This window comes from Streptomyces sp. NPDC050388 (genome assembly GCF_040655635.1).
GTDB lineage: Bacteria > Actinomycetota > Actinomycetes > Streptomycetales > Streptomycetaceae > Streptomyces.
Genome location: NZ_JBFAKH010000032.1, coordinates 45,941 through 70,312, shown reverse-complemented (window position 1 = coordinate 70,312; position 24,372 = coordinate 45,941). Strand labels below are relative to the sequence as shown.

The window sequence follows — 24,372 nt, the reverse complement described above, 5'->3', positions numbered from 1 at the left end:
CTGCGCGCAGTCGTGCGCCAGGGTCGCCGCCGGCGGCTCCGTCGCGTCGGATCGCTCGTCCATAGGCCGTGCATCGCTCGTCGCCCCCCTCACAGTCCGCAATGCCAATCCCCCGCGCCGACCGGTCAGCGGCGCAGCCCCTGTCGGGACGATACACCAGTCTCGTCACTCAGGGACATAGCTCCTCTACTCTCCGTAACGACCATCTGGCGCGTGAGCACCCGTCGCACCCGAACGGTCGCGGACCGTGCTCGAAGCGGACTACGCGCTTGCCGCCCCCGTCACCAGGATCACGTTGCGGAGCTCCTCCTGGTTCAGGAAACGGTTCAACTGGTCCACCAGCAACCGCTCGGCACGCGGCCGGAAGGCGGAGGTGGGTCCGCCTGCGTGCGGGCTGATGAGGACGCCCGGCGCCCGCCACAGGGGATGTTCCGCGGGAAGGGGTTCGGGATCGGTGACGTCGAGGGCCGCGGTGATACGGCCGCTCTCCACCTCGGTGAGCAGGGCCGAGGTGTCGACGACGGGCCCCCGCGCCACATTCACGAGCAGGGCGCCGTCCTTCATCCGGGCCAGGAAGCCGGCGTCCACGAGGTGTCGGGTGGACTCGGTCAGCGGGGTGGCGAGGACGACGACGTCCGCCTCCGGCAGCATCGAGGGCAGTTCGGTGAACGGATGCACCGGGCCGCGCACCGTGGTGCGCTCGGAGCGCGCAACGCGCGCCACCCGCGCGAGCTCGAACGGGGCGAGCCGGTCCTCGATCGCCGCGCCGATCGATCCGTACCCCACGATGAGCACGTTCCGGTCGGCGAGCGCGGGCCGGAATCCCCCGAGCCACTCCCCCTTGTCCTGCGCCCGCACGAAATCGGGCAGGCCGCGCAGCGAGGCCAGGATCAGGGCGAGCGTCAGCTCCGCCGTGCTCGCCTCGTGCACGCCGCGCGCGTTGCACAGCCGCACGCCGGGGCGCAGGTGCCGCAGACCCGGCTGCACGTGGTCGATGCCGGCGGACAGGGTCTGCACGACCCGGACGGAGCTCATCAGCGGCAGCGGGCGCACCCCGACCTCGCTGGGCTTCATGTACGGCACGACGTAGAACACGCAGTCGGCCGGGTCGGCGGGGAAGTCCTCGGCGCCGTCCCAGAAGCGGTATCCGGGCCCCTCGGGAAGGCCCTCGATCTCGTCCGGCGGGAGGGGGAGCCATACCTCAGCAGTCATGGCCAGGAGGCTATGTCAGGGACGTACGGCAACAAAGGTTAGGTTGGTGGCCGGGAGAGGGAGGGTCACGACCAGGTGGAGCGCAGGACGATCGGCGCGACGGCGCTCGCGGTGGGGGCCGTCGGACTCGGATGCATGCCGATGAGCTGGGCCTACAGCACCTCGCGGCAGCGCGGCGAGGACTCGCTCAGGGCGGTGCACCGGGCACTCGACCTGGGCTCGACGCTGCTGGACACGGCCGACATGTACGGCCCGTTCACCAACGAGCTGCTGTTGGGGCGGGTGTTGAAGGAGCGGCGTGCCGACGCCTTCGTGTCGACGAAGGTCGGTCTGCTGGTGGGCGAGCAGCACATCGTGGCCAACGGCCGCCCCGGGTACGTGAGAAGAGCCTGTGACGCGTCCCTGCGGCGGCTCCAGACGGACGTCATCGATCTCTACCAGCTGCACCGCGCGGACCCGGAGGTGCCGGTCGAGGAGACCTGGGGCGCGATGGCCGATCTCGTCCGGGCCGGAAAGGTACGGGCGCTGGGGCTCTGCGCGGTCGGCGCGCGGTCGGCGCGGCGGCCGGGGGCACGGCTGCACGACACGACGATCCGGCAGCTGGAGCGGGTGCAGCAGGTCTTCCCGGTGAGCGCGGTGCAGGCGGAGCTGTCCGTGTGGTCGCCGGAGGCGGTGGAGGCGCTGCTGCCGTGGTGCGGGGCACGCGGCGTGGGCTTCCTGGCCGCGATGCCGCTCGGCAACGGCTTCCTGACCGGCACGCTGACACCGGGGGAGGGATTCGAGGCGGACGATCTGCGCGCCCGGCACCCGCGCTTCACGGCCGAGATGATGGCCGCGAACCAGCCGATCGTGGTCGGCCTGCGCCGTATCGCCCGTCGGCACGGTGAGGACGTCACCCCGGCGCAGGTGGCTCTGGCCTGGGTGTTGTCCCTGGGCGGGCAGGTGGTCCCGGTGCCGGGCGCCAAGCGGGAGCGGTGGGTCGCCGAGAACGCCGGGGCGGCGGAGCTGCGCCTGACGGAGACGGACCTGGCGGAGATCGCGGCGCTGCCGGCGGCACAGGGGTCGTGGGACTGAGGCGGGACGGGGCCGGGCCGGGCGCCGGGGCTGAGGCGGGGCTGCGCGGTGATCGACGATTCGGACCCGCGTGATCGGGAACCTGTGAGGCGCGAGCGGGGTATGACAGGTAGGACCTGCCGCGTCGAAGGGACAAGATCGTGCACCATCGAGCCGTTACGGCCGTCCTGGCCGCCGCCGCGCTCCTGCTGACGGCCGGCTGTTCCTCCGACGACGGAGGAGCGCCGGGTGGAGGCGACACCCCGTCGAGCCGTGTGACGGGGCAGTCCTCGCCCGCGGAGCGCGGCGCCGAGGAGACACCTCCGGCGAAGGGCTCGGTGAAGGTGCTCCGCACGGTCACCGAGAACCTGAACACCCCCTGGGGTCTCGCGCCCCTGGCCGACGGCGATCTGCTGGTGTCCTCCCGGGACGAGGCGACGATCACCCGGGTCGACACGAAGACGGGCGAGAAGTCCGAGCTGGGCGAGGTGCCGGGGGTGGCGCCGTCCGGCGAGGGCGGTCTGCTCGGCATCGCGCTCTCCCCGGAGTTCGCCTCGGACCACATGGTCTACGCCTACTTCACCTCGGCCTCGGACAACCGCATCGTCCGCATGATCTACGACGAGAAGAAGCCCGCGGGCCGGCAGTTGGGTGCACCCGACACCGTCTTCCGCGGCATCCCCAAGGGGATGGTCCACAACGGCGGCCGGATCGCGTTCGGTCCGGACAAGATGCTGTACGTGGGCACGGGCGAGAGCGGGGACACCGGACTCTCCCAGGACAAGGAATCCCTGGGCGGCAAGATCCTTCGGCTGACCCCGGAAGGTGAGCCGGCGCCGGGCAACCCGTTCCCCGACTCCCCGGTGTACTCGTACGGCCACCGCAATGTGCAGGGCCTGGCCTGGGACGGCAAACACCGCCTGTTCGCCTCGGAGTTCGGCCAGAACACCTGGGACGAACTGAACGCGATCAAGCCCGGTGACAACTACGGCTGGCCCGAGGCCGAGGGCTCGTCCGACGACGGCTTCCACAATCCGGTAGCCCAGTGGAGGACGGACGAGGCCTCCCCCAGCGGCATCGCGTACGCCGAGGGGTCGATCTGGATGGCGGGCCTGCGCGGCGAGCGCCTGTGGCGGATCCCGCTCAAGGGCACGGAGGTCTCGGCGGAACCGCAGGCCTTCCTCAAGGGCGAGTACGGCCGGCTGCGCACGGTGGCGTCGGCCGGCGGCGACAAGCTGTGGCTGGTCACCAGCAACACGGACGGCCGCCTCACCCCGAAGGAGGGCGACGACCGCATCCTGGAGGTGCGGGTGAGCTAGGGCCTGTCCGGCGGATCAGGGAGCAGGAAATCGACGGCGCCTTGTCAGCGCGGGTGAGCGGGGGTGATGGGACCCCTGCTCGAAGAGCTTGGAGGGCGTCCGGGCCCCGCGTCCGCGGCATGATCCGCCGGACAGGCCCTACGGCCCCTCGTCCGGTCCCGGTTCGGGGCGAGCCGGTGACGGGCGTACGACGACCTTTCCGGAGGCGAGGTCTATCGGGCCGCGTCCGGGGTCGGCGTCGCCGACGTCCTCCCGGGTCAGCTCCAGCCGCTTCTGCTCGTCGTGGGTGTGTTTGCGGCCGGGTGCGAACAGTTCCTCGAAGAAGTTGAACATCGCTCCCCCCCCTTTCAGGGCCGCGTGGGCGTGGCACCGATTATCCCGCGGCCTGCCGGTCCCCGGCCTCGGCCGGGAAGAGGTCCAGGCGATGGGCCAGTGCCGCCGCCTCGCCCCGGCCGGAGACACCCAGCTTGGCGAGGATGTTGGACACGTGGACGCTGGCCGTCTTCGGTGAGATGAACAGCTGCTCGGCGATGCGGCGGTTGGTGTGGCCGGCAGCCACCAGGCGCAGCACGTCGCGTTCCCGGCCGGTGAGGCCCAGGGCGTCGGCCGGATCCGTGGGCGCCGGGGCGGACTCCCGGGCGGCGGGGACCGGTGTGAGGCGGGCGCGCTGGGCCAGCAGGGCGACCGCCCGGGCCAGCGGGGCGGCTCCGAGGTGCTCGGCGACGGCTCCGGACAGCCGCAGCAGCTCCGTGGCACGGGCGCGCTCGTCCTCGCCCGCCCCGGAGGCGAGCAGCGCCTCGGCGAGCCGGAAGCGGACCCGTGCGAGGTCGTAGGGCCGCTCCAGCGGTTCCAGCGCGGTGACGGCGGCGGCCCACTCCCCCGGCGCCGACCGGCCCTCGGCGCGCAGCAGTTCGGCACGCAGCCACACCTCGTACGCCTGCCACAGCGGTACGCCGGTCGCCAGGGTCTTGGCCGCCGCACGGAGGTGTCCGATGATCCGCGGGCGGTCCGGTTCGGTGGCCGGGTCTCCGTGGGCGTCGGCCTCGGCGGTCGCGGCGGCGAGCAGCAGCGGCCAGCCGTAGCGCTGGGTGCCGGGTGGGAGACCGGTGTCGAGAGCGGTGAGCAGCTCGGCCCGGGCGTCGGGAAGGCGGTCCTCGGCGGCGGCGATCCCGATGGCGACCGACGCCATCGGCAGGGAGTACTGCGGCATGGAGTCATGAGTGCCGCAGTAGGCGCGGGCGGCGACGAGATGCCGGTCCGCCGCGGCCAGGTCCCCCCGATCGAGGGCGAGATGGGCCAGGCGCATCCAGGCCTCGGCCCGCGGTCGGGCGCTCTCCTCCAGCTGCTGGGCATGGGCCGCGGCCTCGGCCGCCTCGTCCCAGCGGCCGAGGGACTGGAAGGATTCGGCGAGGTTGCCCCACACCCAGCTCTCCGTGTCCAGCAGTCCGAGCCTGCGGGTGATCCCGACGCCTTCGCGGAGCAGCTCCGCCGCCTCCTCCGAGCGGCCGACGCCCTCCAGGACGGACGGCAGGTTGATGTGGCTGCGCCCCACCACCATGTCCACCCCCAGTTCGGCTGCCCGCTCCTTGACCTCGTACATCTCGGCGAGGCCCCGGTCGATATCGCCGGCGTCGACCATGAGGCCACCGAGGGTGAGCCGGGCGTTGAGCTCGATGTCGGAGGCGCCGACCATGCGCGCATACTCAACGGCCCGTTCGGCTGCGGCCATGGCCTCCGGGCCCGGTTCGTGCAGCATCGACCAGTTGGCGGCCGCCGCGAGGACCTCGGCATGGACTTCGGAGGGCGGCAGGCCGCGCACCAGGTCCTGTGCGGTGCCGAGTTCCGCCCAGCCGTCGCCGCGGGCGAGGGACTGGGTCAGCCGGGAGCGCTGCACCCAGAACCAGGCGGCGCGCAGCGGGTCCGGTTCCTCCTCGAGGACGCGCAGGGCCCGCTTGGTGATCTTCATGGCACGTTCGCGTTCCCCGCAGAGCCGTCCGGCGACGGCGGCCTCGGCCATCAGGTCGAGGTAGCGCAGGGGGGTGGTCTCGGGGTCGCTGCCCCCGGGGGTCCCCCCACGCCCTTCAGGCAGTGGGGAAGGGTAGATCGCGGCGTAGTCGGCGGGGCGCAGGGTGGCCCGCAGGTCGTCGGGGACGGCGTCCCACAGTTCCATTGCCCTTTCCAGCAGGCCCAGTTGCTCGGAGTAGGCGTGGCGCCGACGGGCCTCGACGGAGGCGTCGAGGACGGCGGGCAGTGCTTTGGCCGCGTCGTGGGCGTGGTACCAGTAGCTGGCCAGGCGCGTCACCCGCTCGTCGGCGGGCACGGGCGTGGGGTCGGCCTCCAGGGCCTCGGCGTAGCGGCGGTTGAGGCGGGAGCGTTCGCCGGGCAGCAGGTCGTCGCTGACGGCCTCGCGGACCAGGGAGTGACGGAAACGGTAGCCGTCGCGGTCGGGCGCGGGCGTGAGGATGCTGGCGTTCACCGTCGAGCGCAGCGCGTCGAGGAGGTCGTCCTCGGGGAGCCGGGCGACGGCGGCCAGCAGCCGGTACTCGACGGTGGAGCCGCCCTCGGCGACGAACCGGACCACCTGCTGGGCGCTCTCCGGCAGCCGCTCGACCCTGACCAGGAGCAGATCGCGCAGGGAGTCGGTGAGACCGGTGCGGCAGCCCTCGTGGGAGGCGACGGCGAGCTCCTCGACGAAGAAGGCGTTGCCGTCGGAGCGTTCGAAGATCTCGTCGACGCGGTCCGGTTCGGGTTCCCGGGCGAGGATGCCGGCGATCTGACGGCCGACCTCCTCGCGGTTGAAACGGCGGAGTTCGATGCGGTGGACCGTGCGGAGCCGGTCGAGTTCGGCGAGGAGGGGGCGCAGTGGGTGACGGCGGTGGATGTCGTCGGAGCGGTAGGTGGCGAGGACGACGAGGCGGCCGGTGCGCAGGGTGCGGAAGAGGTAGGAGAGCAGATGCCGGGTGGAGGCGTCCGCCCAGTGCAGGTCCTCCAGGGCGAGGACGACGGTGTGCTCGGCGGCGACGCGCTCCAGCAGGCGGGCGGTGAGTTCGAAGAGGCGGGCCATGCCCTGTTCGTCGCGCCGGGCTTCGGGGGCGACGGTGCCGAGTTCGGGCAGCAGGCGGGCCAGTTCCTCCTCCTGCCCGGCGGCCGCGGCGGCGAGTTGGCCGGGCAGCTCGCGGCGCAGCTGCCGTAGGGCGGTGGAGAAGGGGGCGAAGGGCAGTCCGTCGGCGCCGATCTCGACGCAGCCGCCGAGCACGACGACCGCGCCCCGGCGACGGGCCTCGGCGGCGAACTCCTCGACGAGGCGGGTCTTCCCGACACCGGCCTCTCCCCCGATGAGCAACGCCTGCGGATCGCCCGCGCCTTCGGTGGCGCGGGCGAGCGCGGTGTTCAACGCGTCGAGTTCACCGGCACGACCGACGAACACGGGACTGACGGACCTGGTCTCCACGGCCCCGAGCATCGCACGGGGGTCCGACATCGCGGCACCGGTTTTCACCGCGTGGAGCACCACCGGACGGCGCCCGTCGGCGACGGGAGCGGGCCGGAGCCCTCTGCTCCCCCCGGTGTTCATACGGCGCGGGCGAACCGGTGCCGGCGTGGGCCGCGGCTATGACTCTCGGGCTCGGTGCCCCGCGCGGCGGCTCCGCGGCGGGCGGCGCGCCCGAGACGGACGGCCTCGCGGGCCTGATGCTCCTGCTCGGCCTCGCGGATGAGCTCGGTGGAACGGTACTTGTGGATCTCGTACTCGTACATGGTGTGATCCCTCGGAGAGTGGGGGTCGGACATCGCTTTCCGCGATGTCTCCACCTTCGTCTCCCAGGCGGGCCGGCCACATCGGAAGAGTTCCGCATCTTCAGTGGCCGTCGGGGCCTCAGGCATGTGGGGAGATACGCGTAAGGGGCCTTAGGCCGTCCGTAAAGGCTCGTGGACGGCCTGAGGCCCCGTGATCTCGGGGCGCCCCGGAGGGCTCCGGAGCGCGGGCGCTACCGGTCCACGCGCGCGCGTGCCCGCCGCCATTCGGGGGCCAGGACCGACCACACCTCCAGGTCGTGCCGTACGCCGTGGTGGAGATGGGCCTCGCGCCGCACCCCGTCCCGGGTCATGCCGAGCCGGCGGGCGGTGTTGAGGCTGGGCTCGTTGCCGGCGGCGGCGACCCACTCCACGCGGTGGATGCCGCGCTGCTCGACCGCCCAGTCGATCAGCACCCGCATCGCCCGGGTGACGAGCCCGCGCCCGGTGGCGGCGGGCTCGAGCCAGCATCCCACCTCACAGGTGCCGTTCCCGGCGTCGAAGTGGAGGGTGAGCACCCCGCCCACGAGCCTGCCGTCCAGCCACAGGCCGTGCAGCGAGGCCGTGTCGGCGGCGCGGAGGTCGGCGTACCGCTGGAGCGCCTCCCGCGCGGTGGGCACGTCGGTGGCCCGGGAGCCGAAGGGGACGTACTGGTTGATGAACTCCCGGCCCCGCTCCAGATGGGCGAGGAACTCCTCCGCGTGCCAGGGCTCCAGGGGGCGCAGTTCGGCTCCGTCGTCACCCAGTCGTATCGCGTACATCCCGCTTCCGCCCCTCCTGCTGTGCGGGCACGGTCGCCACCCCGGCGTCCGTGGCCATGGCCGTGACCAGCCTTTCATGGGCGGCGCGGGCCTCGGGGGGCTCGATGCTGATGCGCGGCAGGATCCGGTCCAGCGAGCGCGGCAGCCACCAGTTGGCCCCGCCGAGCATATGCATGAGCGCGGGGACCAGCAGGGTCCGCAGCACGAAGGCGTCGAGGGCGACGGCCACGGCGAGCGCGATGCCGAACATGGCGATCACGCGGTCGCCGGTCAGGACGAAGGCGAGGAAGACCGAGATCATGATGACGGCCGCGGAGTTGATCACCCTGCTGGTCTCCGCGAGGCCGACCCGTACCGCGCGCCGGTTGTCACCGGTCTCCAGCCATTCCTCGTACATACGGCTGATCAGGAAGACCTGGTAGTCCATGGAGAGCCCGAAGAGGACCGACACCATGATCACGGGAAGGAAGGGCTCGATGGGGCCCGCGCTGCCGAGGCCGAGCAGTTCGCTGCCCCAGCCCCACTGGAAGATCGCCACGACCACGCCGAAGGCACCGGCGACGGCGGCCACGTTCATCGCTGCGGCCTTGAGCGGTATGGCGACGGACCGGAAGGCGAGCAGGAGCAGCAGACAGCCCAGGCCGACAACGACACCCACGAACACGGGCAGCTTGCCGACGATGACGTCGGCGAAGTCGTCGTAGCCGGCCGTCACCCCGCCGACCCGTACGTCGAGGGTGGTACCGGCCTCGGCGCGCGGCAGCACGTCCTGGCGCAGCCGGTCGACGAGGTCGCTGGTCTGCTTCGACTGCGGGGAGGACTCGGGTACCACGGTGAGGTACGCGGTGTCACCGCCGGAGCTGTGGACCACCGGTCCCACGGACGCGACGCCCTCGGTCGCGCTCAGCGTGGGGCCGAGCCGGTCCAGGGCGAGCCGGTCGGCGGCGCCGTCGACCTCGGTGACGAGGGTGAGGGGGCCGTTGACCCCGGGCCCGAAGCCGTCGGCGAGGAGGTCGTAGGCCTGGCGGGTGGTGGACGTGCTGGGGGCGTTGCCCTGGTCGGAGGTGCCGAGGTGCAGGGAGAAGGTGGGCAGCGCCAGCACCGCCATCACGACCAGCGCGAGCGCGCCGAGCAGCCTGGGGTGGCGCTCGACCAACGCCGACCAGCGGGCGGCGAAGCCGGTCGGCAGCTCGGGCTGGGGGCCGAGTTCCGCCAGTCGGCGCCGCTCGCGGCGGCTGAGCGCGCGCATGCCGATGAACGACAGCAGGGCGGGCAGCAGGGTGATGGAGGCGGCCACGGTCAGCACGACGGTGAGTGAGGCCGCGACGGCGACGCCGTTGAGGAAGTTCAGCCGGAGGATCAGCATGCCCAGCAGGGCGATGCACACGGTGGCACCCGCGAACACGACCGCGCGTCCGGTGGTGGCGACGGCTTCGGTGGCGGCCTCGGTGACGGACAGCCCGCGCTTCAGTCCGCGCCGGTGCCTGGTCACGATGAACAGCGCGTAGTCGATGCCGACGCCGAGTCCGATCAGCATGCCGAGCATGGGCGCGAAGTCGGCGACGGTCATCACGTGCCCGAGCAGCACGATTCCGGCGTAGGCGGTGCCGACCCCGACCAGCGCGGTGGCGATGGGGAGCAGCGAGGCCGCGAGCGAGCCGAAGGCGAGGAAGAGCACGACGGCGGCGACGACCACACCGATGACCTCGGCGAGGTGCCCTTCGGGGGCCTCGGTCAGTGCGGCGGCGCTGCCCCCCACCTCGACCCGGAGTCCGTCGGTCTCCGCGGCCTGGGCCGCCTCGATCACGGCCGCCGCCTCGGCCGGGTCGATGTCCTTGGCCGGGTCGTCGAAGGTGACGGTGGCGTAGGCGGTGCGGCCGTCCGCACTGATCCGACCGGGGCCCTGGGCGTCGTACGGGCCGGTCACGGCGGTGACGCCGGGCAGTTCCTCGATCCGGTCCAGGGTGCGGGTCATGGTCTGTTCGACGCCGGGGTCCCGGACACTGCCGGACGGGGTGTGCCAGACGAGGGTGTCGCTGTCGCCCCCGAGGGCCGGGAACCCTTCGTGCAGCAGCTCGGCGGCGTGTCCGGACTCGGTGCCGGGCACGTCGTAGTCGTTCGAGTACGCGGATCCGGTCGCGAAGGCCCCTGCCGCGACCCCGCCGAGGGCGAGGAGCCACAGCAGGACCGTGATCAGACGGCGTCGGACACACCAGCGTGCGAGGGCTGCCACGAAACGTGCTCCCAGAGTGACGGTGTGGATCTTTGACCGGGAGCAGCCGATATGACCTGAACAACCAGCAAAGAACGCATGAGCAATGCAATGCCACTGTTGCAGGCAAAAATGATCGATTGTCGCGTTCGTGGGCTTATTCACATCGATGGGAACGACTGACCGGACAAGCGCACCGCTTCCGCCGCCGGATGTGACTCGGCTCACCCTTCACCCGTCCGTTCCGACCCGCGAGCCGGGCGGGCCAGCCGAGTCGGTCGGATCAGTGGACCAGTCGGATCAGTCGAATTGATCCCCCAGCGCCATCACCATCAGCCCCGCGACCAACAGCCACAGTGCCCTGCGGGTCCGGCCGTGTGAGCCCAGTACGGCGGCGAGGGCGCAGCCGCCGGCCCCGCAGGCGTAGGCCGCCGCGACGAGGAGCGGAGCGGAGCCGGTGAGACGGAGCAGGGCGGCGGCCAGCCCCGCGAGGGCGAGCACCACTCCGGCGCAGACCGCGGTCCACCGCGCCCTGCGCGCCTCCCGCTCGCCGGTTCCGGCGTCCGCGTCCTCGTCCTCGGCGGTCTCGGCATCCTCGGCGGCCCCGTCGACGCCCGCCTCCTCGTCTGCGTCGGCGTCCTGCGGCGCGTCGGCCGGCTCCACCCGAGTCTCCGGGGGTGTGTCGGAATCTGCGCGTCCACTCATGCCGCGGGAGCGTAGCGCCTCGGGCTCGGAAACCCGGATGCGGGGGCGGGGGCCACCTGCTAGCGTCCGTCGGTCCGACGTTCCTCGGCAGCCCGCCGCCGGCCGAAGCAGGTGCTTTGATGACTGTCCGCCCGATTTCCGACGCAGTCCTTTCCCCCTACACGGCCTCGAGGAGCCCGTTCACCGATGTCGGACATCACATCGAACACCCCGCACGACGACCTCACTAGCCGCCTGGCCCTCCCCCGCTACCCCCGCAGCAGCGCCTACGACGTCCGCTGGACCATCGAGAACCAGATGGGACCGCACGCGCTGTGGCTGCTGGAGTGGCTTGCCCCGGCCCTCGGCCTCGACACCCTGCGCCCCGGCGCCCGCGTGCTCGACCTGGGCTGCGGACGCGCCATGACGTCCGTCTTCCTGGCCAGGGAGTACGACGTTCAGGTCACCGCCGCCGACCTGTGGATCAAGCCCGACGAGAACGCGCGCCGCATCGCCGAGGCGGGCGTCGCCGACCGGGTGCTGCCGGTTCTCGCCGAGGCGCACGACCTGCCCTTCGGGGAGGAGAGCTTCGACGCGATCGTCTCCATCGACGCGTACCACTACTTCGGCACCGATGATCTGTATCTGCCGACGCTGACCCGGCTGCTCAAGCCGGGTGGACGGATCGGTGTCGTCGTCCCGGCGACGCGCGAGGAACTCGAGGGCACCGAGCCGCCGGAGCATCTGAAGCCCTTCTGGGAGCCCGCCTTCTGGTCCTTCCACGCCCCCGGCTGGTGGCACCGCCACTGGTCCCGCAGCGGGGCGGTGGAGGTCGAGGCGGCCGACTGGCAGCCGGACGGCTGGCGGGACTGGCTGCTGTGGAGCGAGGTGTGCGCCGAGGAGAGCTCCAGCGACTTCATGGCGGGCATGGCACGGGCCTCGGCGGAGATGGTGCGCGCGGACCGCGGGCAGACGCTGGGCTTCGCCCGCGTGGTGGGCCGGCGCGCCTGACCGGTCGCCGCCGACCGCATGCCGAGGGGGTGCACCGGAGACCGGTGCACCCCCTGACCACTGTGCCGGATCAGCCCTCGACGCCCAGCTGCTGAAGGATCAGCTCCTTCACGCGGGCCGCGTCCGCCTGACCGCGGGTGGCCTTCATGACCGCGCCGACCAGCGCACCGGCCGCCGCGACCTTGCCGCCACGGATCTTGTCCGCGACGCCCGGGTTGCCGGCGATGGCCTCCTCCACGGCGGCGGTGAGCGCGCCGTCGTCGGAGACGACCTTCAGTCCGCGCTTCTCGACCACCTCGTCCGGCGTGCCCTCGCCCGCGAGGACGCCCTCGATGACCTGACGGGCCAGCTTGTCGTTCAGGTCGCCGGCGTTCACCAGCTCGGTGACGCGGGCGACCTGCTCCGGCGTGATCGCCAGCTCGTCGAGCGCCTTGCCGGACTCGTTGGCGGCGCGGGCCAGCTCGCCCATCCACCACTTGCGGGCGGAGGCGGCGTCCGCGCCGGCGTCGATCGTGGCGACGATCAGGTCCAGCGCACCCGCGTTGAGGATCGCCTGCATGTCGGTGGCGCTCACGCCCCACTCCTCGCGGAGCCGGTTGCGGCGCACCAGCGGCAGCTCGGGCAGCCCGGCGCGCAGTTCCTCGACCCACTCACGGGACGGCGCCACCGGGACCAGGTCGGGCTCCGGGAAGTACCGGTAGTCCTCGGCCTCCTCCTTCACGCGGCCGGAGGTCGTCGACCCCGTGTCCTCGTGGAAGTGCCGGGTCTCCTGGATGATCGTCCCGCCGCCGTCCAGCACGGCGGCGTGCCGCTGGATCTCGAAGCGGGCGGCACGCTCCACGGACCGCAGCGAGTTGACGTTCTTCGTCTCCGAGCGGGTGCCGAACTTCTCCTGCCCGTGCGGGCGCAGCGACAGGTTGACGTCGCAGCGCATCTGGCCCATCTCCATCCGGGCCTCGGACACGCCGAGCGCCCGGATGAGCTCGCGCAGCTCACGCACGTAGGCGCGCGCGACCTCGGGAGCACGCTCACCGGCACCGGTGATCGGCTTGGTGACGATCTCGATCAGCGGGATGCCGGCGCGGTTGTAGTCGAGCAGGGAGTGGGACGCGCCGTGGATACGGCCGGTGGCGCCGCCGACGTGCGTCGACTTGCCGGTGTCCTCCTCCATGTGGGCGCGCTCGATGTCCACGCGGAAGGTCTCGCCGTCCTCCAGCTGCACGTCGAGGTAGCCGTTGAAGGCGATCGGCTCGTCGTACTGGGAGGTCTGGAAGTTCTTCGGCATGTCCGGATAGAAGTAGTTCTTCCGGGCGAAGCGGCACCACTCGGCGATCTCGCAGTTCAGCGCGAGGCCGATCTTGATCGCGGACTCGACGCCGGTCGCGTTGACGACCGGGAGCGCGCCCGGCATGCCGAGACAGGTGGGACAGGTCTGGGTGTTCGGATCGGCGCCCAGTGTGGTCGAGCAGCCGCAGAACATCTTGGTCCTGGTGCCGAGCTCGACATGGACCTCGAGGCCCATGACGGGGTCGTACGACGCGAGTGCGTCCTCGTACGACACCAGGTCGGTCGTGGTGGTCACGGTGAAACTTCCCTCTCAGCCCAGCAGGACGTCGTCGTCGCCCAGCCGCTTCAGCTCGCGGTAGAGGATGGCGAGGCCGGTGACGATGGCGACGGCGGACACGGTGGCGTCGATCAGGACCAGGGTGTCCTTCTCGTGCCGCGCCTTCTTGACACGCTTGGCGACACCGACCGCGCCGAACGCGGTGGCGGCCATGGACAGATACGTGCCGGACCGGGACTTCTTGAAGCCCTTGGCCTTGGTCAGTGCGCTCACAGCGACGGAGCCTCCTCGATCAGCGGGTGGCCCCACTTTTCCACGAAGGCCGCCTCGACGGCCGCGCCGACCTTGTAGAGGCGGTCGTCCTTCATGACCGGGGCGATGATCTGCAGTCCGACCGGCAGGTTGTCCTCGGGCGCGAGGCCGCAGGGCAGCGACATGGCCGCGTTGCCCGCCAGGTTGGTCGGGATGGTGCACAGGTCCGCGAGGTACATCGCCATCGGGTCGTCGGCGCGCTCGCCGATCGCGAAGGCGGTGGTGGGGGTCGTCGGGGAGACGATCACGTCGACCTGCTCGAACGCCTTGTCGAAGTCCTGCTTGATGAGCGTACGGACCTTCTGGGCGCTGCCGTAGTACGCGTCGTAGTAACCGCTCGACAGGGCGTACGTGCCGAGCATGATGCGGCGCTTGACCTCCGGGCCGAAGCCGGCCTCGCGGGTCAGCGAGGTGACCTCCTCGGCGGAGTGCGCGCCGTCGTCGCCGGTCCGCAGGCCGTAGCGCAGGCCGTCGAAGCGGGCGAGGTTGGAGGAGCACTCGGACGGGGCGATCAGGTAGTACGCCGACAGGGCGAGGTCGAAGGACGGGCAGTCCAGCTCGACGATCTCGGCACCCAGCTCCTTGAGCAGCTCGACCGACTCGTCGAACCGCTGGATGACGCCGGCCTGGTAGCCCTCGCCGCGGAACTGCTTGACCACGCCGACGCGCATGCCCTGGACCGAGCCGTTGCGGGCGGCCTCGACGACCGGCGGGACCGGAACGTCGACGGAGGTGGAGTCGAGCGGGTCGTGTCCGGCGATGGCCTCGTGCAGCAGGGCCGCGTCCAGGACCGTGCGGGCGCAGGGGCCGCCCTGGTCGAGGGAGGAGGAGAACGCCACCATGCCGTAGCGGGAGACCGCGCCGTAGGTCGGCTTCACACCGACCGTTCCGGTGACGGCGGCCGGCTGGCGGATGGAGCCGCCGGTGTCGGTGCCGATGGCGAGGGGGGCCTGGAAGGAGGCGAGCGCGGCGCTCGACCCGCCGCCGGAGCCACCGGGGATCTTGGTGAGGTCCCAGGGGTTGCCGGTCGGGCCGTAGGCGCTGTTCTCGGTCGACGACCCCATGGCGAACTCGTCCATGTTGGTCTTGCCGAGGATGACGACGTCGGCGGCCTTGAGCCGCTTGGTGAGCGTCGCGTCGTACGGCGGGATCCAGCCCTCGAGGAGCTTGGAGCCGACGGTGGTCGGGATGCCTTCGGTGGTGAAGATGTCCTTGAGCGCGAGGGGCACGCCGGCCAGCGGGCCGAGCTTCTCGCCCCTGGCGCGCTTCTCGTCGACGGCACGGGCCTGCGCGAGGGCGCCCTCGCGGTCGACGTGCAGGAAGGCGTGCACCTTCTCGTCGACGGCCTCGATCCGGGTCAGGTGTGCCTCGGTGACCTGGACGGCCGTGAGCTCGCCGGAGGCGATCTTCGCGGCGGTGTCGGCGGCCGTGAGCTTGATGATGTCCGTCATGGAATTCAGTCCTCCCCCAGGATCTGCGGCACCTTGAAACGCTGCTGCTCCTGGGCCGGGGCGCCGGAGAGCGCCTGCTCGGGGGTGAGCGAGGGACGGACCTCGTCCGGGCGCATGACGTTCGTCAGCGGCAGCGGGTGCGAGGTCGGTGGTACGTCTTGGTCGGCGACCTCGCTGACGCGGGCCACCGCGCCGATGATGTCGTCGAGCTGGCCTGCGAAGTGGTCGAGTTCTTCGGGCTTCAGCTCCAGACGCGCCAGCCGGGCGAGGTGGGCGACCTCCTCGCGCGTAATGCCAGGCATGCAGCGATCCTCTGGGGTGAGTGTGCGGTTCGGGGCTAGGGCCGTCGCGATCCGGGCCAGGCGTGGAGCGGCGGGCGGGAAGGTGACGACAGGCCCCAATCCTATGGGGCGCCGCCCCGTACCCGTGAAACGGTTTCCCCCGCCCCCGGAATCACGGCACACCGGTGCCGTGATCAGGACGCCGGAAACCGGACCGACACCGCCCCCGACACCCCCCGGTCGCACTCGCCCGGTCGGCGCAGGACGGTGTCAGGCCGGGCGGGTCGAGTCGTCGGATGCTGCCGCCGGGAGGGCCACCGCCGGGCGCTCCCAGCCTCGGGAGCCGCGGGCGAGGAGCCAGGCCGTGGTCTCGTCGGGCGGCATCGCGGCCGCGACCAGCCAGCCCTGGACGGCGTCGCAGCCGAGGTCGCGCAGGCGTTCCCAGGTCTCGTCGTCCTCGACGCCCTCGGCGACGACGAGCAGGCCGAGCGAGTGGGCGAGGTCGACGGTGCAGCGCACGATCTCGGCGTCCTCGGGGTCGACGGCCAGCCGGGCCACGAAGGAGCGGTCGATCTTCAGTTCGCTGACGGGCAGCCGCCGCAGGTGCACGAGCGAGGAGTAGCCGGTGCCGAAGTCGTCCAGGGACATCTTCACGCCGTGGCCGGTCAGCGCGTTGAGGGTGTCGGCGGCGCGCTGCGGGTCCTCCAGGAGGACGTGCTCGGTGATCTCGAGCTGGAGCGCTCCCGCCGGCACGCCGTGCCGGGCCAGGCGCGCCGCGACGGAGCCGGCGAAGCCGGGGCTGTGGACGTCGCGCGGGGAGACGTTGACCGCGACCGGCACGTACAGGCCCTGGGAACGCCACCGGGCGACCTGTCCGAGGGCGGTCTCCAGCACGTACTCGGTGAGGTGCGGCATCAGGCCGGAGGACTCGGCGATCGCTATGAACTCGTCCGGCGGGACCCTGCCGCGCTCCGGGTGCACCCAGCGGACCAGGGCCTCCATGCCCGCGACCTGTCCGTCGAAACGGACCTTGGGCTGGTAGTGGAGCTGGACCTCGTGGGCGTCCAGGGCCCGGCGCAGATCGCCCAGGAGTCCCAGCCGGTCGGGGGTGTTGGAGTCCCGCTTGGACTCGTAGACCTCGACGCCGGTGCGATCCCGTTTGGCCTGGTACATCGCCACGTCCGCCCGCCGCAGCAGCCCCTCGGCGTCGAGGGCGTGGTCGGGGAAGACGGCGACGCCCGCGCTGGCCTCCAGCACGAGGGTGAGCCCGTCGAGGTCGAGCGGCGAGCTGAGCGCGGAGACCAGACCGCGGGCGACCCGGGTCGCGGACGTCGTGGAGTCGGCGACCGGCAGTAACACGGCGAACTCGTCGCCACCGAGCCGCGCGGCCTCCGCCCCGCGCGGCAGGGCCAGCCTCAGCCGGTCGGCGATCTGCAGCAGCAGCCGGTCACCGGCAAGGTGGCCGAGAGTGTCATTGACCGATCGAAAACGGTCGAGGTCGATCAACATCAGGGCGGCGCGGGCGCCGACGCGCTCGGCGTCGTCCAGCGCGGTCCAGATGCGCTCCAGCAGCCACTGGCGGTTGGGCAGCCCGGTCAGCGGATCGCGCAACTGCTCCTCCGCCCGGGCCCTGGCTATCCACAGGGTGGAGTCGAGCGCGATCAACGGGATGGCGAACAGGGGCAGCAGAATCGGCCGGGCGTACACGACCACGCAGATCAGCGGCGCTATGCCGAGCAGCGCGACCGCGACCAGGCCCTGTCTGACCAGGGCGGTGCGGGCGACGGTGGGCAGTCCGGCGCGCGGGGTGTGCAGGTACCAGAGGAGGGTGCGGGTGACCAGGAGATACGCGGCGGCGGCCAGCACCACCTCGGCAGCGGTGTGCAGGCCCCAGGTGTCCGGGGTCGAGGGGGACTCGACGGACGGTACGGACCCGAAGAGGACCGGCACCAGCGCGCCGGCGCTGATACCGAGCAGGTCCACCGCGCCGTGCAGGACGCCCTGCCGCCAACGGCCCCGCCTGGCTATGCCGACCAGCACGACCACGGTGAGGCTGACCAGGCCGGCCGGGACCCAGCCGTAGAGCAGCAGCACCGCGAGGGTGACGGCGCTGCCCGAGCCGGTGCCGCCCCACCAGCGGGAGCGGCCCAGCACCACCAGGTGACCGACGATGATCCCGGTCAGTACGGCCAGCGACCAGCCGACCCGGCCGGACGGGAAGAGCGCGTGACCGCCGGTGAACGCCCGCAGGAAGCCGATGCCCAGCACGAACGCGGCCGCCGCGACGACCGCGGTGGGCAACGCGGGCCAGGACGGGTGGCGTTCGGTGTCCGCTCCGGACAGTCCGGTGCGGTGCGAGGGCAGTCCGGTGCCCGGCGAGGACGCCCGGGGACCGCGCGGCGACCGTCCTGGACCGTGCGGGGGCCGCCCGGGAGCGTGTCCGGCCGCAGGCCGTCCGACAGCCGCCTGTCCGGCGACCGGCGGTCCGGCTCCTCGCGCGTTCCCCGCGCGCGCGTCCGCGGTGTACGCCGCCGGGCGTCCTTGGCTGCCCGGATGCCCCGCGGGCCGTCCGCCCCCACGTCTGCGTCGTCCTACGGCCGCCACGCGGCGCAGGCCCAGGCGCAGCCGTGAGCCCGGGGCGGCGCTCTCGGTGGGTTCCATTCCCGTCCCTCTCACAGCCGGCGGTGCCCACGCCACACGGCTCGATGCCCGACTACCCTCAGCGGCTCCGTGGCAGAAAGCCCTTCCACGGCCCCGTCACGAACACAGGGATGCCCCGACCGCAGCTGGGCACGGCAGGCGCACATCCCAACAGTAGGCCGCAGAAGGCTTTCAGGGGCACCGGTCGCCGACGGTTGCCCGAATGCGCCCCAGCCACCCGTATGCATCTGGTATGCGCCGATCGGGTGGCCTCCCACCGCTACTCCTCGGCCTGGAGTGCCATGTCGGAGGCGGCTTCCGGCCCTTCGTCGAGAAGAACGGTGAAGCCCTCCTCGTTCAGAACCGGCACCTTGAGCTGCATCGCCTTGTCGTGTTTCGACCCGGGGTTGTCTCCCACGACGACGAAGGACGTCTTCTTCGAGACCGAACCGGTCACCTTCGCTCCCCGGGTCTGCAGCGCCTCCTTCGCGCCGTCCCGGGTGTAGTGCTCCAGGGTTCCGGTCACCACGACCGTCAGTCCCGCCAGCGGACGCGGTCCCTCGTCCTCGCCGGACCCCTCGTCCTCCATGCGGACACCGGCCGCCCGCCACTTGCGGATGATCTCGCGGTGCCAGTCCTCGGCGAACCACTGCTTGAGGGAGGCCGCGATGATGCCGCCGACGCCCTCGGTACCGGCCAGCTCCTCCTCGGTGGCCTGCTCGATCCGGTCGATGGACCGGAACTCCCGGGCCAGTGCCTCGGCCGCGACCGGACCGACGTGCCGGATGGACAGGCTGGTGAGGACCCGAGCGAGCGGACGTTCCTTGGCCGCCTCGATGTTCGCCAGCATCGCGACCGCGTTCTTCCTCGGCTCGCCCTCCTGGTTGGCGAAGACCGTGGCGATCTTCTCCTCGCCCGTCTTCGGGTCCCGCTTGGGCAGACCGCTGTCCTGGTCGAGGACGTACGCCTTGATGGGCAGCAACTGCTCGACGGTGAGGTCGAACAGGTCGCCCTCGTCCCTCAGTGGCGGCTCCTTCGGTTCCAGCGGCCTGGTGAGCGCCGCCGCGGCGACATAGCCGAAGTGCTCGATGTCCAGCGCCTTGCGGCCCGCGAGGTAGAACAACCGCTCCCTCAATTGGGCAGGGCAGGCACGGGCGTTGGGGCAACGCAGGTCGACGTCGCCCTCCTTCATCGCGCGCAGCGGCGTACCGCACTCCGGGCACTCGGCCGGCATCACGAACTCACGCTCACTGCCGTCACGCAGGTCGGCGACCGGGCCGAGGATCTCCGGGATGACGTCACCGGCCTTGCGCAGCACCACCGTGTCACCGATGAGGATGCCCTTGGCCTTGACCACGTCCTGGTTGTGCAGCGTGGCGAACTCCACCTCGGAACCGGCCACGGTGACCGGCTCGACCTGCGCGTACGGCGTGACCCTGCCCGTACGGCCCACGCCCACACGGATGTTGACCAGTTTGGTGTTGACCTCCTCGGGCGCGTACTTGTACGCGATGGCCCAGCGCGGGGCGCGCGAGGTGCTGCCGAGGCGGCCCTGGAGCGGGATCTCGTCGAGCTTGACCACCACTCCGTCGATCTCGTGCGCCACGGAGTGCCGGTTCTCGCCGTAGTGCGCGATGAACTCCCGTACGCCGGTGAGACCGTCGACGACCCTGTTGTGCGGGGAGGTGGGCAGCCCCCAGGTCTTCAGCAGGTCGTACGCCTCGGAGAGCCGGGACAGGCCGGTGAACCCCTCCAGGGCGCCGATGCCGTGGACGACCATGTGCAGCGGACGGCCGGCGGTGACGCGCGGGTCCTTCTGGCGCAGCGAACCCGCCGCCGCGTTCCGGGGGTTGGCGAAGGGCTTGTCACCGGCCGCCACCAGACGGGCGTTGAGCCCCTGGAACTTCTCCATCGGGAAGAAGACCTCGCCGCGGACCTCCACGAGGTCGGGGACCTCCGCGCCCTTCAGGCGGTCCGGGATCTCGGCGATCGTCCGCACGTTGGGCGTGATGTCCTCGCCGGTGCGGCCGTCGCCCCGGGTCGCCGCGCGGACCAGGCGTCCGCGCTCATAGGTGAGGTTGACGGCGAGGCCGTCGACCTTGAGCTCGCACAGGAAGTGGAACTTCTGCTCGCCCAGTTCCTTGTGGATGCGCTCGACCCAGGCGGCGAGGTCGTCGTCGTTGAAGGTGTTGTCGAGGGAGAGCATGCGCGAGACGTGCTGCACGGAGGTGAACTCCGTCGCGTACGCCCCGGCGACCTTCTGGGTCGGGGAGTCGGGCGTGCGCAGCTCCGGATGTTCCTCCTCCAGTGCCTCCAACTCCCGCAGCAGCCGGTCGAACTCGGCGTCGCTGATGACGGGCGCGTCGTTCACGTAGTACCGGAAGCGGTGCTCCTCGATCTGCTCAGCGAGCCTGGCGTGCTGTTCCCGTGCCTCGGCCGGCACGCTCGTCGTCTCCGCCTGCTTGTCACCCGCCACCGTGTGTCCTCCCGTTACTCTGGGTTGTCCGCCAGGGACCTCGCCGCCCGGACGCAGTGCGCGTAGGCCCTGCGCGCGTACTCCGGGGAGGCCCCCGCGAGTCCGCACGCCGGAGTGACCGTGACCGCCTCCGGGAGAAGGCCCGGCCGCAGCCCCAGCCTGCGCCACAGCGTTCTGACACCCATGACGCTACCGGCAGGGTCTGACAATGGGCCGTCCGTGCCCGGCACGACCCCGGTGAACAGCCGGGTGCCGCTCTCCACCGCCTCCCCGATCACTTCGTCGTCACGCTCGGTGAGAAGCGAGAAGTCGAAGGAGATCGCCTGCGCGCCCGCCCGGCGCAGCAGGGCGAACGGCACGTCCGGCGCGCACGAGTGGACCACGACGGGCCCGCCGTCGTGCACCCCGACGACGTCCCGGAGCGCGGCCTCGACCAGCTGCCGGTCCACCGCGCGGTGGGTGCGGTAGCCGCTGGCGCTGCGCACCCGGCCGCGCAGGACGTCGGTGAGGGACGGCTCGTCGAGCTGGAGGACGAGCCGTGCGCCGGGCACCCGGCGCCGCAGCTCGTCGAGGTGCAGACGCAGCCCCTCGGCGAGCGATGCGGTGAGGTCACGGCAGGCGCCGGGGTCGGAGAGGGCGGCCTCCCCGTTCCTCAGCTCCACCTGGGCGGCGAGCGTCCACGGACCCACGGCCTGCACCTTCAGCGGGCCCTCGTACCCCTGGGTGAACTCCTCCAGCGCGTCGAGGTCCTCACCCAGCCAGGAGCGGGCCCGCTTGGTGTCCCGCCCCGGCCGGTCCCCGATCCGCCAGCCGCTGGGCTCCACGCGTGCGTACAGCTCGACGAGCATCCCGGCGGTCCGTCCGATCATGTCCGCACCGGGCCCCCGGGCGGGCAGTTCGGGCAGGAACGGAAAGTTCTCGAAGCTTCCGGTGACGGTCTTGACGGCCTCGCGGGCGTCCTCGCCCGGCATCGACCCGATCCCGGTCGCGGCCCCGAACCTGAACTGGCTGTTATCGCTCACCGGAGAAGCGTACGGAACGGTCCGGGGGTCCCGCGTCCCGGTCCGTACGCCCGTGGGGTCAGCGTCCCGGCCGTACCGTCAGATCGTTGACCTCCGCGTCCCCGGGCAGGTCGAGGGCCATGAGGATGGTCGTGGCGACCGACTCGGGGTCGATCCACCGGCCGGGGTCGTAGTCCTTGCCCTCCTGCTGGTGGACCTTGGCCTGCATGGGGCTGGCGGTGCGGCCGGGGTAGACCGAGGTGACGCGGACGCCGTTGTCGTGCTCCTCGTGGCGCAGCGAGTCGGCGAGCGCCTTCAGGCCGTGCTTGGAGGCCGCGTAGGCGGACCACTGGGCGTGGGCGTTCAGCCCGGCGCCGGAGTTGACGAAGACCACGTGGCCCCGGCTCGCGCGGAGCTGGGGCAGGAAGTGACGGGTGAGTTCGGCGGGGGCGACGAGGTTGACGTCGAGCTGGTGCCGCCAGGTCTTCGGGGTCAGCTCGCCGACCGTGCCGAGGTCGACGACGCCGGCGATGTGCAGCAGGGAGTCCACCCGGTCCGGGAGCGACTGGTGGGAGAAGGCCCAGCTGAGCCTCTCGGGTTCCGCCAGGTCGCCGACGAGGGTCCGCGCCCCGGGGAACGCGGCCGCCAGCTCCTTCGCCCGCCCCGCCTCACGCGCGTGCAGTACGAGTTCGTCCCCCCTCGCGTGCAGCCTGCGGGCGACGGCCGCGCCGATGCCGGAGCCCGCTCCGGTGATCACATGTGTAGCCATGCCGCCATGTTCGCATCACCGGCGGGTCACTCGATGCCCCGGCTCTCCTCGAGGAACGCCATCGCCCCCACAGGGTCTTCGGCGAAGAACACCAGGTCGGTGAGGGCGCGGGGCAGGAAGCCCTCGTCCTCCATCCGGCGGAACTGCGTCTTGAGGCCGTCGTAGAAGCCCGCGGTGTTCAGCAGGACCACCGGCTTGTCCGTGTGCCCGTGCTTCTTCAGCTCCAGGATCTCGGTGGCCTCGTCCAGCGTGCCGGTACCGCCCACCATGATCACCACCGCGTCGGCCTTCTCGAGGAGCAGGCGCTTGCGCTCCGCCAGGTCGGGGGCGATCACCATCTCGTCGGCACCCCGGCGCGCCTTCGCCGCCAGGAACTCCACCGAGACGCCGAGGAGCCGCCCGCCCGCCTCCTGCACCCCGTCGGCGACGACCTTCATCAGGCCGACGTCGGAACCGCCCCACACCAGGGTGTGGCCGCCCTTGCCCAGCAGTCGGGCGAACTCCCGCGCGGGGCCCGTGTAGCGCTCGTCGAGGTCGGCCGCGGAGAGGAAGACGCAAATGTTCACGGACCCACGATACGGGCCCGGTCGGACACCGCGGTGAGCCGCATCCTGGACTGCCGGTGCGGCAGTTCCTCCCAGTCCTCCATGAACCGTGCCGACAGACCGTGCTCGGCGGCCAGTCCGACGAGCGTCTCGGTCCGGTAGTAGAAGTCCTCGTGCAGGACGTGGTGCTCCTCGCCCTCCGTGCGGTCGAACGTGAAGTCGAAGAACCCGCCCGGGGCGAGCACCCTGCCGACGTGCGCGAAGCACTCCTCGATGACGTGCCGGGGCGAGTGGGAGAAGACACTGTGCGCGTGCACGACGTCGAAGTGCCCGGCGGGCAGGAAGGCGAAGGTCAGATCGTCGGCGAGGGCCAGATGGGGCAGCTTCGCCTGGAGCCCCTCGCGCACCACGGTGTCCTGGGCGGCCAGCAGGATGTGCGGCGAGATGTCGATGCCGTAGTAGTGGCCGGTTTCGAGGTGGTCGATGAAAAGACGCCCGGCGCGCAGGTTGCCGCAGCCGATCTCCAGCATCCGGTGCTGCGGGCTCAGGCCGTGCCCGACCAGGTAGTCGAACTGCATCCGGCCGATGCGGGCCCATTTTTCCCTCGAGGGGTTGTGCCCCACCGCCGCCTCGACACTGCGGGCCGCGTCGGAGGCCATCACGGCCCGGTAGTAGGAGATGTGGTCGCGGTGCCGCAGCCGCAGCCGGGCGTCGCGCAGCAGCCGCCGGACGTGGCGGGGGACGCGCCGCGGATGCCGCACGGCGTAGCGGACCTGGTGGGCGAGGGTGCTGCGGTTGCGGCCGGCGTCCTCGGCTCTCATGGTGCCTCCTGGGGAAGAAGTCGGCTTCAGCGTGCGCTGTATCCGTCGACCCGGCCACCCGAGAGGAGCGCGGACCGTGACCAGTGGACACCGCATCACCGTCGAACGGAGCGACCGACACGTGCGCGTGGTGCACGGCGGGGAGGTCCTGGCCGAGAGCGACCGGGCACTGGTGCTGCGCGAGACGGGTTGTCCCGCCCGGTACTACATCCCGCCCGAGGACGTACGGCTCGACCTGTTGACCCCGTCCGGGACCCACTCCCACTGCCCCTTCAAGGGCACCGCGTCCTACTGGTCGCGCCCGGACGCGGCCGATCTCGTCTGGGCCTACCCGGACCCGCAGCCCGCCGTCGGCGACATCAAGGACCACCTGTGTTTCTACGACGTGGAAGTCCGATGATCGGATAGAAGGGTTGCGATCGACGGACGCGCGGCCCGCCTCACCCATGATCGGGCCGCGGTGCGGCA

Annotated in this window: 21 protein-coding genes; 4 read left to right on the top strand and 17 right to left on the bottom strand. The window is 71.8% G+C overall.

Annotated elements, in window-relative coordinates; all coding sequences use genetic code 11:
• Positions 1-261: 261 nt before the first annotated feature.
• Positions 262-1,212, bottom strand: coding sequence for a 2-hydroxyacid dehydrogenase (locus AB0I73_RS20115; RefSeq protein ID WP_363039146.1), 951 nt, complete (start codon positions 1,210-1,212; stop codon positions 262-264).
• 75 nt (positions 1,213-1,287) lie between these two features.
• Here AB0I73_RS20115 and AB0I73_RS20110 point away from each other — a divergent pair, with 75 nt between their 5' ends.
• Together AB0I73_RS20110 and AB0I73_RS20105 are read left to right on the top strand one after the other, a co-directional pair.
• Positions 1,288-2,286: an aldo/keto reductase gene (locus AB0I73_RS20110; protein WP_363039144.1), complete on the top strand. Its 999-nt coding sequence runs from the start codon at positions 1,288-1,290 to the stop codon at positions 2,284-2,286.
• A 140-nt stretch (positions 2,287-2,426) separates the two neighbouring features.
• The gene (locus AB0I73_RS20105; protein ID WP_363039142.1) at positions 2,427-3,584 is read left to right on the top strand and encodes a PQQ-dependent sugar dehydrogenase; all 1,158 of its coding nucleotides are present in this window, start codon (positions 2,427-2,429) and stop codon (positions 3,582-3,584) included.
• 138 nt (positions 3,585-3,722) lie between these two features.
• Here AB0I73_RS20105 and AB0I73_RS20100 read toward each other — a convergent pair whose 3' ends face one another.
• The 6 genes from AB0I73_RS20100 to AB0I73_RS20075 all read right to left on the bottom strand — a co-directional run bounded on the left by AB0I73_RS20100 (position 3,723) and on the right by AB0I73_RS20075 (position 11,054).
• Positions 3,723-3,917 (bottom strand): DUF6191 domain-containing protein, encoded by a 195-nt coding sequence (locus AB0I73_RS20100; protein WP_363039140.1) that lies wholly within the window; start codon positions 3,915-3,917, stop codon positions 3,723-3,725.
• 40 nt (positions 3,918-3,957) lie between these two features.
• Complete coding sequence (locus AB0I73_RS20095; protein WP_363039172.1) at positions 3,958-7,047, bottom strand: AAA family ATPase; 3,090 nt, start codon at positions 7,045-7,047, stop codon at positions 3,958-3,960.
• 107 nt (positions 7,048-7,154) lie between these two features.
• Positions 7,155-7,340 carry a hypothetical protein gene (locus tag AB0I73_RS20090; RefSeq protein ID WP_363039138.1) on the bottom strand — a complete coding sequence of 62 codons (186 nt, stop codon included), beginning with the start codon at positions 7,338-7,340 and terminating at the stop codon, positions 7,155-7,157.
• Positions 7,341-7,570: 230 nt separating this feature from the next.
• Positions 7,571-8,137, bottom strand: a complete 567-nt coding sequence (locus tag AB0I73_RS20085; protein ID WP_363039136.1) for a GNAT family protein — start codon at positions 8,135-8,137, stop codon at positions 7,571-7,573.
• On the bottom strand, positions 8,115-10,370 hold the full coding sequence (locus AB0I73_RS20080; RefSeq protein WP_363039134.1) for an MMPL family transporter: 2,256 nt from the start codon (positions 10,368-10,370) through the stop codon (positions 8,115-8,117). The genes AB0I73_RS20085 and AB0I73_RS20080 overlap by 23 nt, the downstream gene beginning before the upstream one ends.
• Positions 10,371-10,649: 279 nt before the next feature.
• Positions 10,650-11,054, bottom strand: a complete 405-nt coding sequence (locus tag AB0I73_RS20075) for a hypothetical protein (protein WP_363039132.1) — start codon at positions 11,052-11,054, stop codon at positions 10,650-10,652.
• Positions 11,055-11,240: 186 nt separating this feature from the next.
• On the opposite strand from AB0I73_RS20075, the gene AB0I73_RS20070 reads away from it, so the two are divergent.
• Positions 11,241-12,044, top strand: coding sequence for a methyltransferase domain-containing protein (locus AB0I73_RS20070; protein WP_363039130.1), 804 nt, complete (start codon positions 11,241-11,243; stop codon positions 12,042-12,044).
• Positions 12,045-12,114: 70 nt separating this feature from the next.
• Here the strand turns inward: AB0I73_RS20070 and gatB are convergent, their stop codons facing one another.
• From gatB to AB0I73_RS20020, 10 genes are all read right to left on the bottom strand, one after another.
• Complete coding sequence (gatB, locus tag AB0I73_RS20065; RefSeq protein WP_363039128.1) at positions 12,115-13,626, bottom strand: Asp-tRNA(Asn)/Glu-tRNA(Gln) amidotransferase subunit GatB; 1,512 nt, start codon at positions 13,624-13,626, stop codon at positions 12,115-12,117.
• 15 nt (positions 13,627-13,641) lie between these two features.
• A complete protein-coding gene (locus AB0I73_RS20060; protein ID WP_055628595.1) occupies positions 13,642-13,881 on the bottom strand; it encodes a hypothetical protein in 240 nt (79 codons plus the stop codon).
• Entirely contained in the window at positions 13,878-15,371 is a 1,494-nt protein-coding gene (gatA, locus tag AB0I73_RS20055) for an Asp-tRNA(Asn)/Glu-tRNA(Gln) amidotransferase subunit GatA (protein ID WP_363039126.1), read from the bottom strand. Before gatA ends, AB0I73_RS20060 begins: the two co-directional genes overlap by 4 nt.
• Before the next feature lie 5 nt (positions 15,372-15,376).
• Positions 15,377-15,673: an Asp-tRNA(Asn)/Glu-tRNA(Gln) amidotransferase subunit GatC gene (gatC, locus tag AB0I73_RS20050; RefSeq protein ID WP_031117542.1), complete on the bottom strand. Its 297-nt coding sequence runs from the start codon at positions 15,671-15,673 to the stop codon at positions 15,377-15,379.
• A 249-nt stretch (positions 15,674-15,922) separates the two neighbouring features.
• Positions 15,923-18,313, bottom strand: a complete 2,391-nt coding sequence (locus AB0I73_RS20045; protein WP_363039124.1) for a bifunctional diguanylate cyclase/phosphodiesterase — start codon at positions 18,311-18,313, stop codon at positions 15,923-15,925.
• Between the two features lie 259 nt (positions 18,314-18,572).
• Positions 18,573-20,768 (bottom strand): NAD-dependent DNA ligase LigA, encoded by a 2,196-nt coding sequence (gene ligA, locus AB0I73_RS20040; protein ID WP_363039122.1) that lies wholly within the window; start codon positions 20,766-20,768, stop codon positions 18,573-18,575.
• Positions 20,769-20,782: 14 nt separating this feature from the next.
• Positions 20,783-21,790, bottom strand: coding sequence for a methionine synthase (locus AB0I73_RS20035; RefSeq protein WP_363039120.1), 1,008 nt, complete (start codon positions 21,788-21,790; stop codon positions 20,783-20,785).
• A gap of 58 nt (positions 21,791-21,848) precedes the next feature.
• Positions 21,849-22,538, bottom strand: a complete 690-nt coding sequence (locus AB0I73_RS20030) for an SDR family oxidoreductase (protein WP_363039118.1) — start codon at positions 22,536-22,538, stop codon at positions 21,849-21,851.
• Positions 22,539-22,564: 26 nt separating this feature from the next.
• The gene (locus tag AB0I73_RS20025; protein WP_363039116.1) at positions 22,565-23,104 is read right to left on the bottom strand and encodes a TIGR00730 family Rossman fold protein; all 540 of its coding nucleotides are present in this window, start codon (positions 23,102-23,104) and stop codon (positions 22,565-22,567) included.
• A complete protein-coding gene (locus AB0I73_RS20020; protein WP_363039114.1) occupies positions 23,101-23,904 on the bottom strand; it encodes a class I SAM-dependent methyltransferase in 804 nt (267 codons plus the stop codon). Before AB0I73_RS20020 ends, AB0I73_RS20025 begins: the two co-directional genes overlap by 4 nt.
• A gap of 76 nt (positions 23,905-23,980) precedes the next feature.
• Here AB0I73_RS20020 and AB0I73_RS20015 point away from each other — a divergent pair, with 76 nt between their 5' ends.
• Complete coding sequence (locus AB0I73_RS20015) at positions 23,981-24,304, top strand: DUF427 domain-containing protein (protein WP_363039112.1); 324 nt, start codon at positions 23,981-23,983, stop codon at positions 24,302-24,304.
• Positions 24,305-24,372 lie beyond the last annotated feature (68 nt).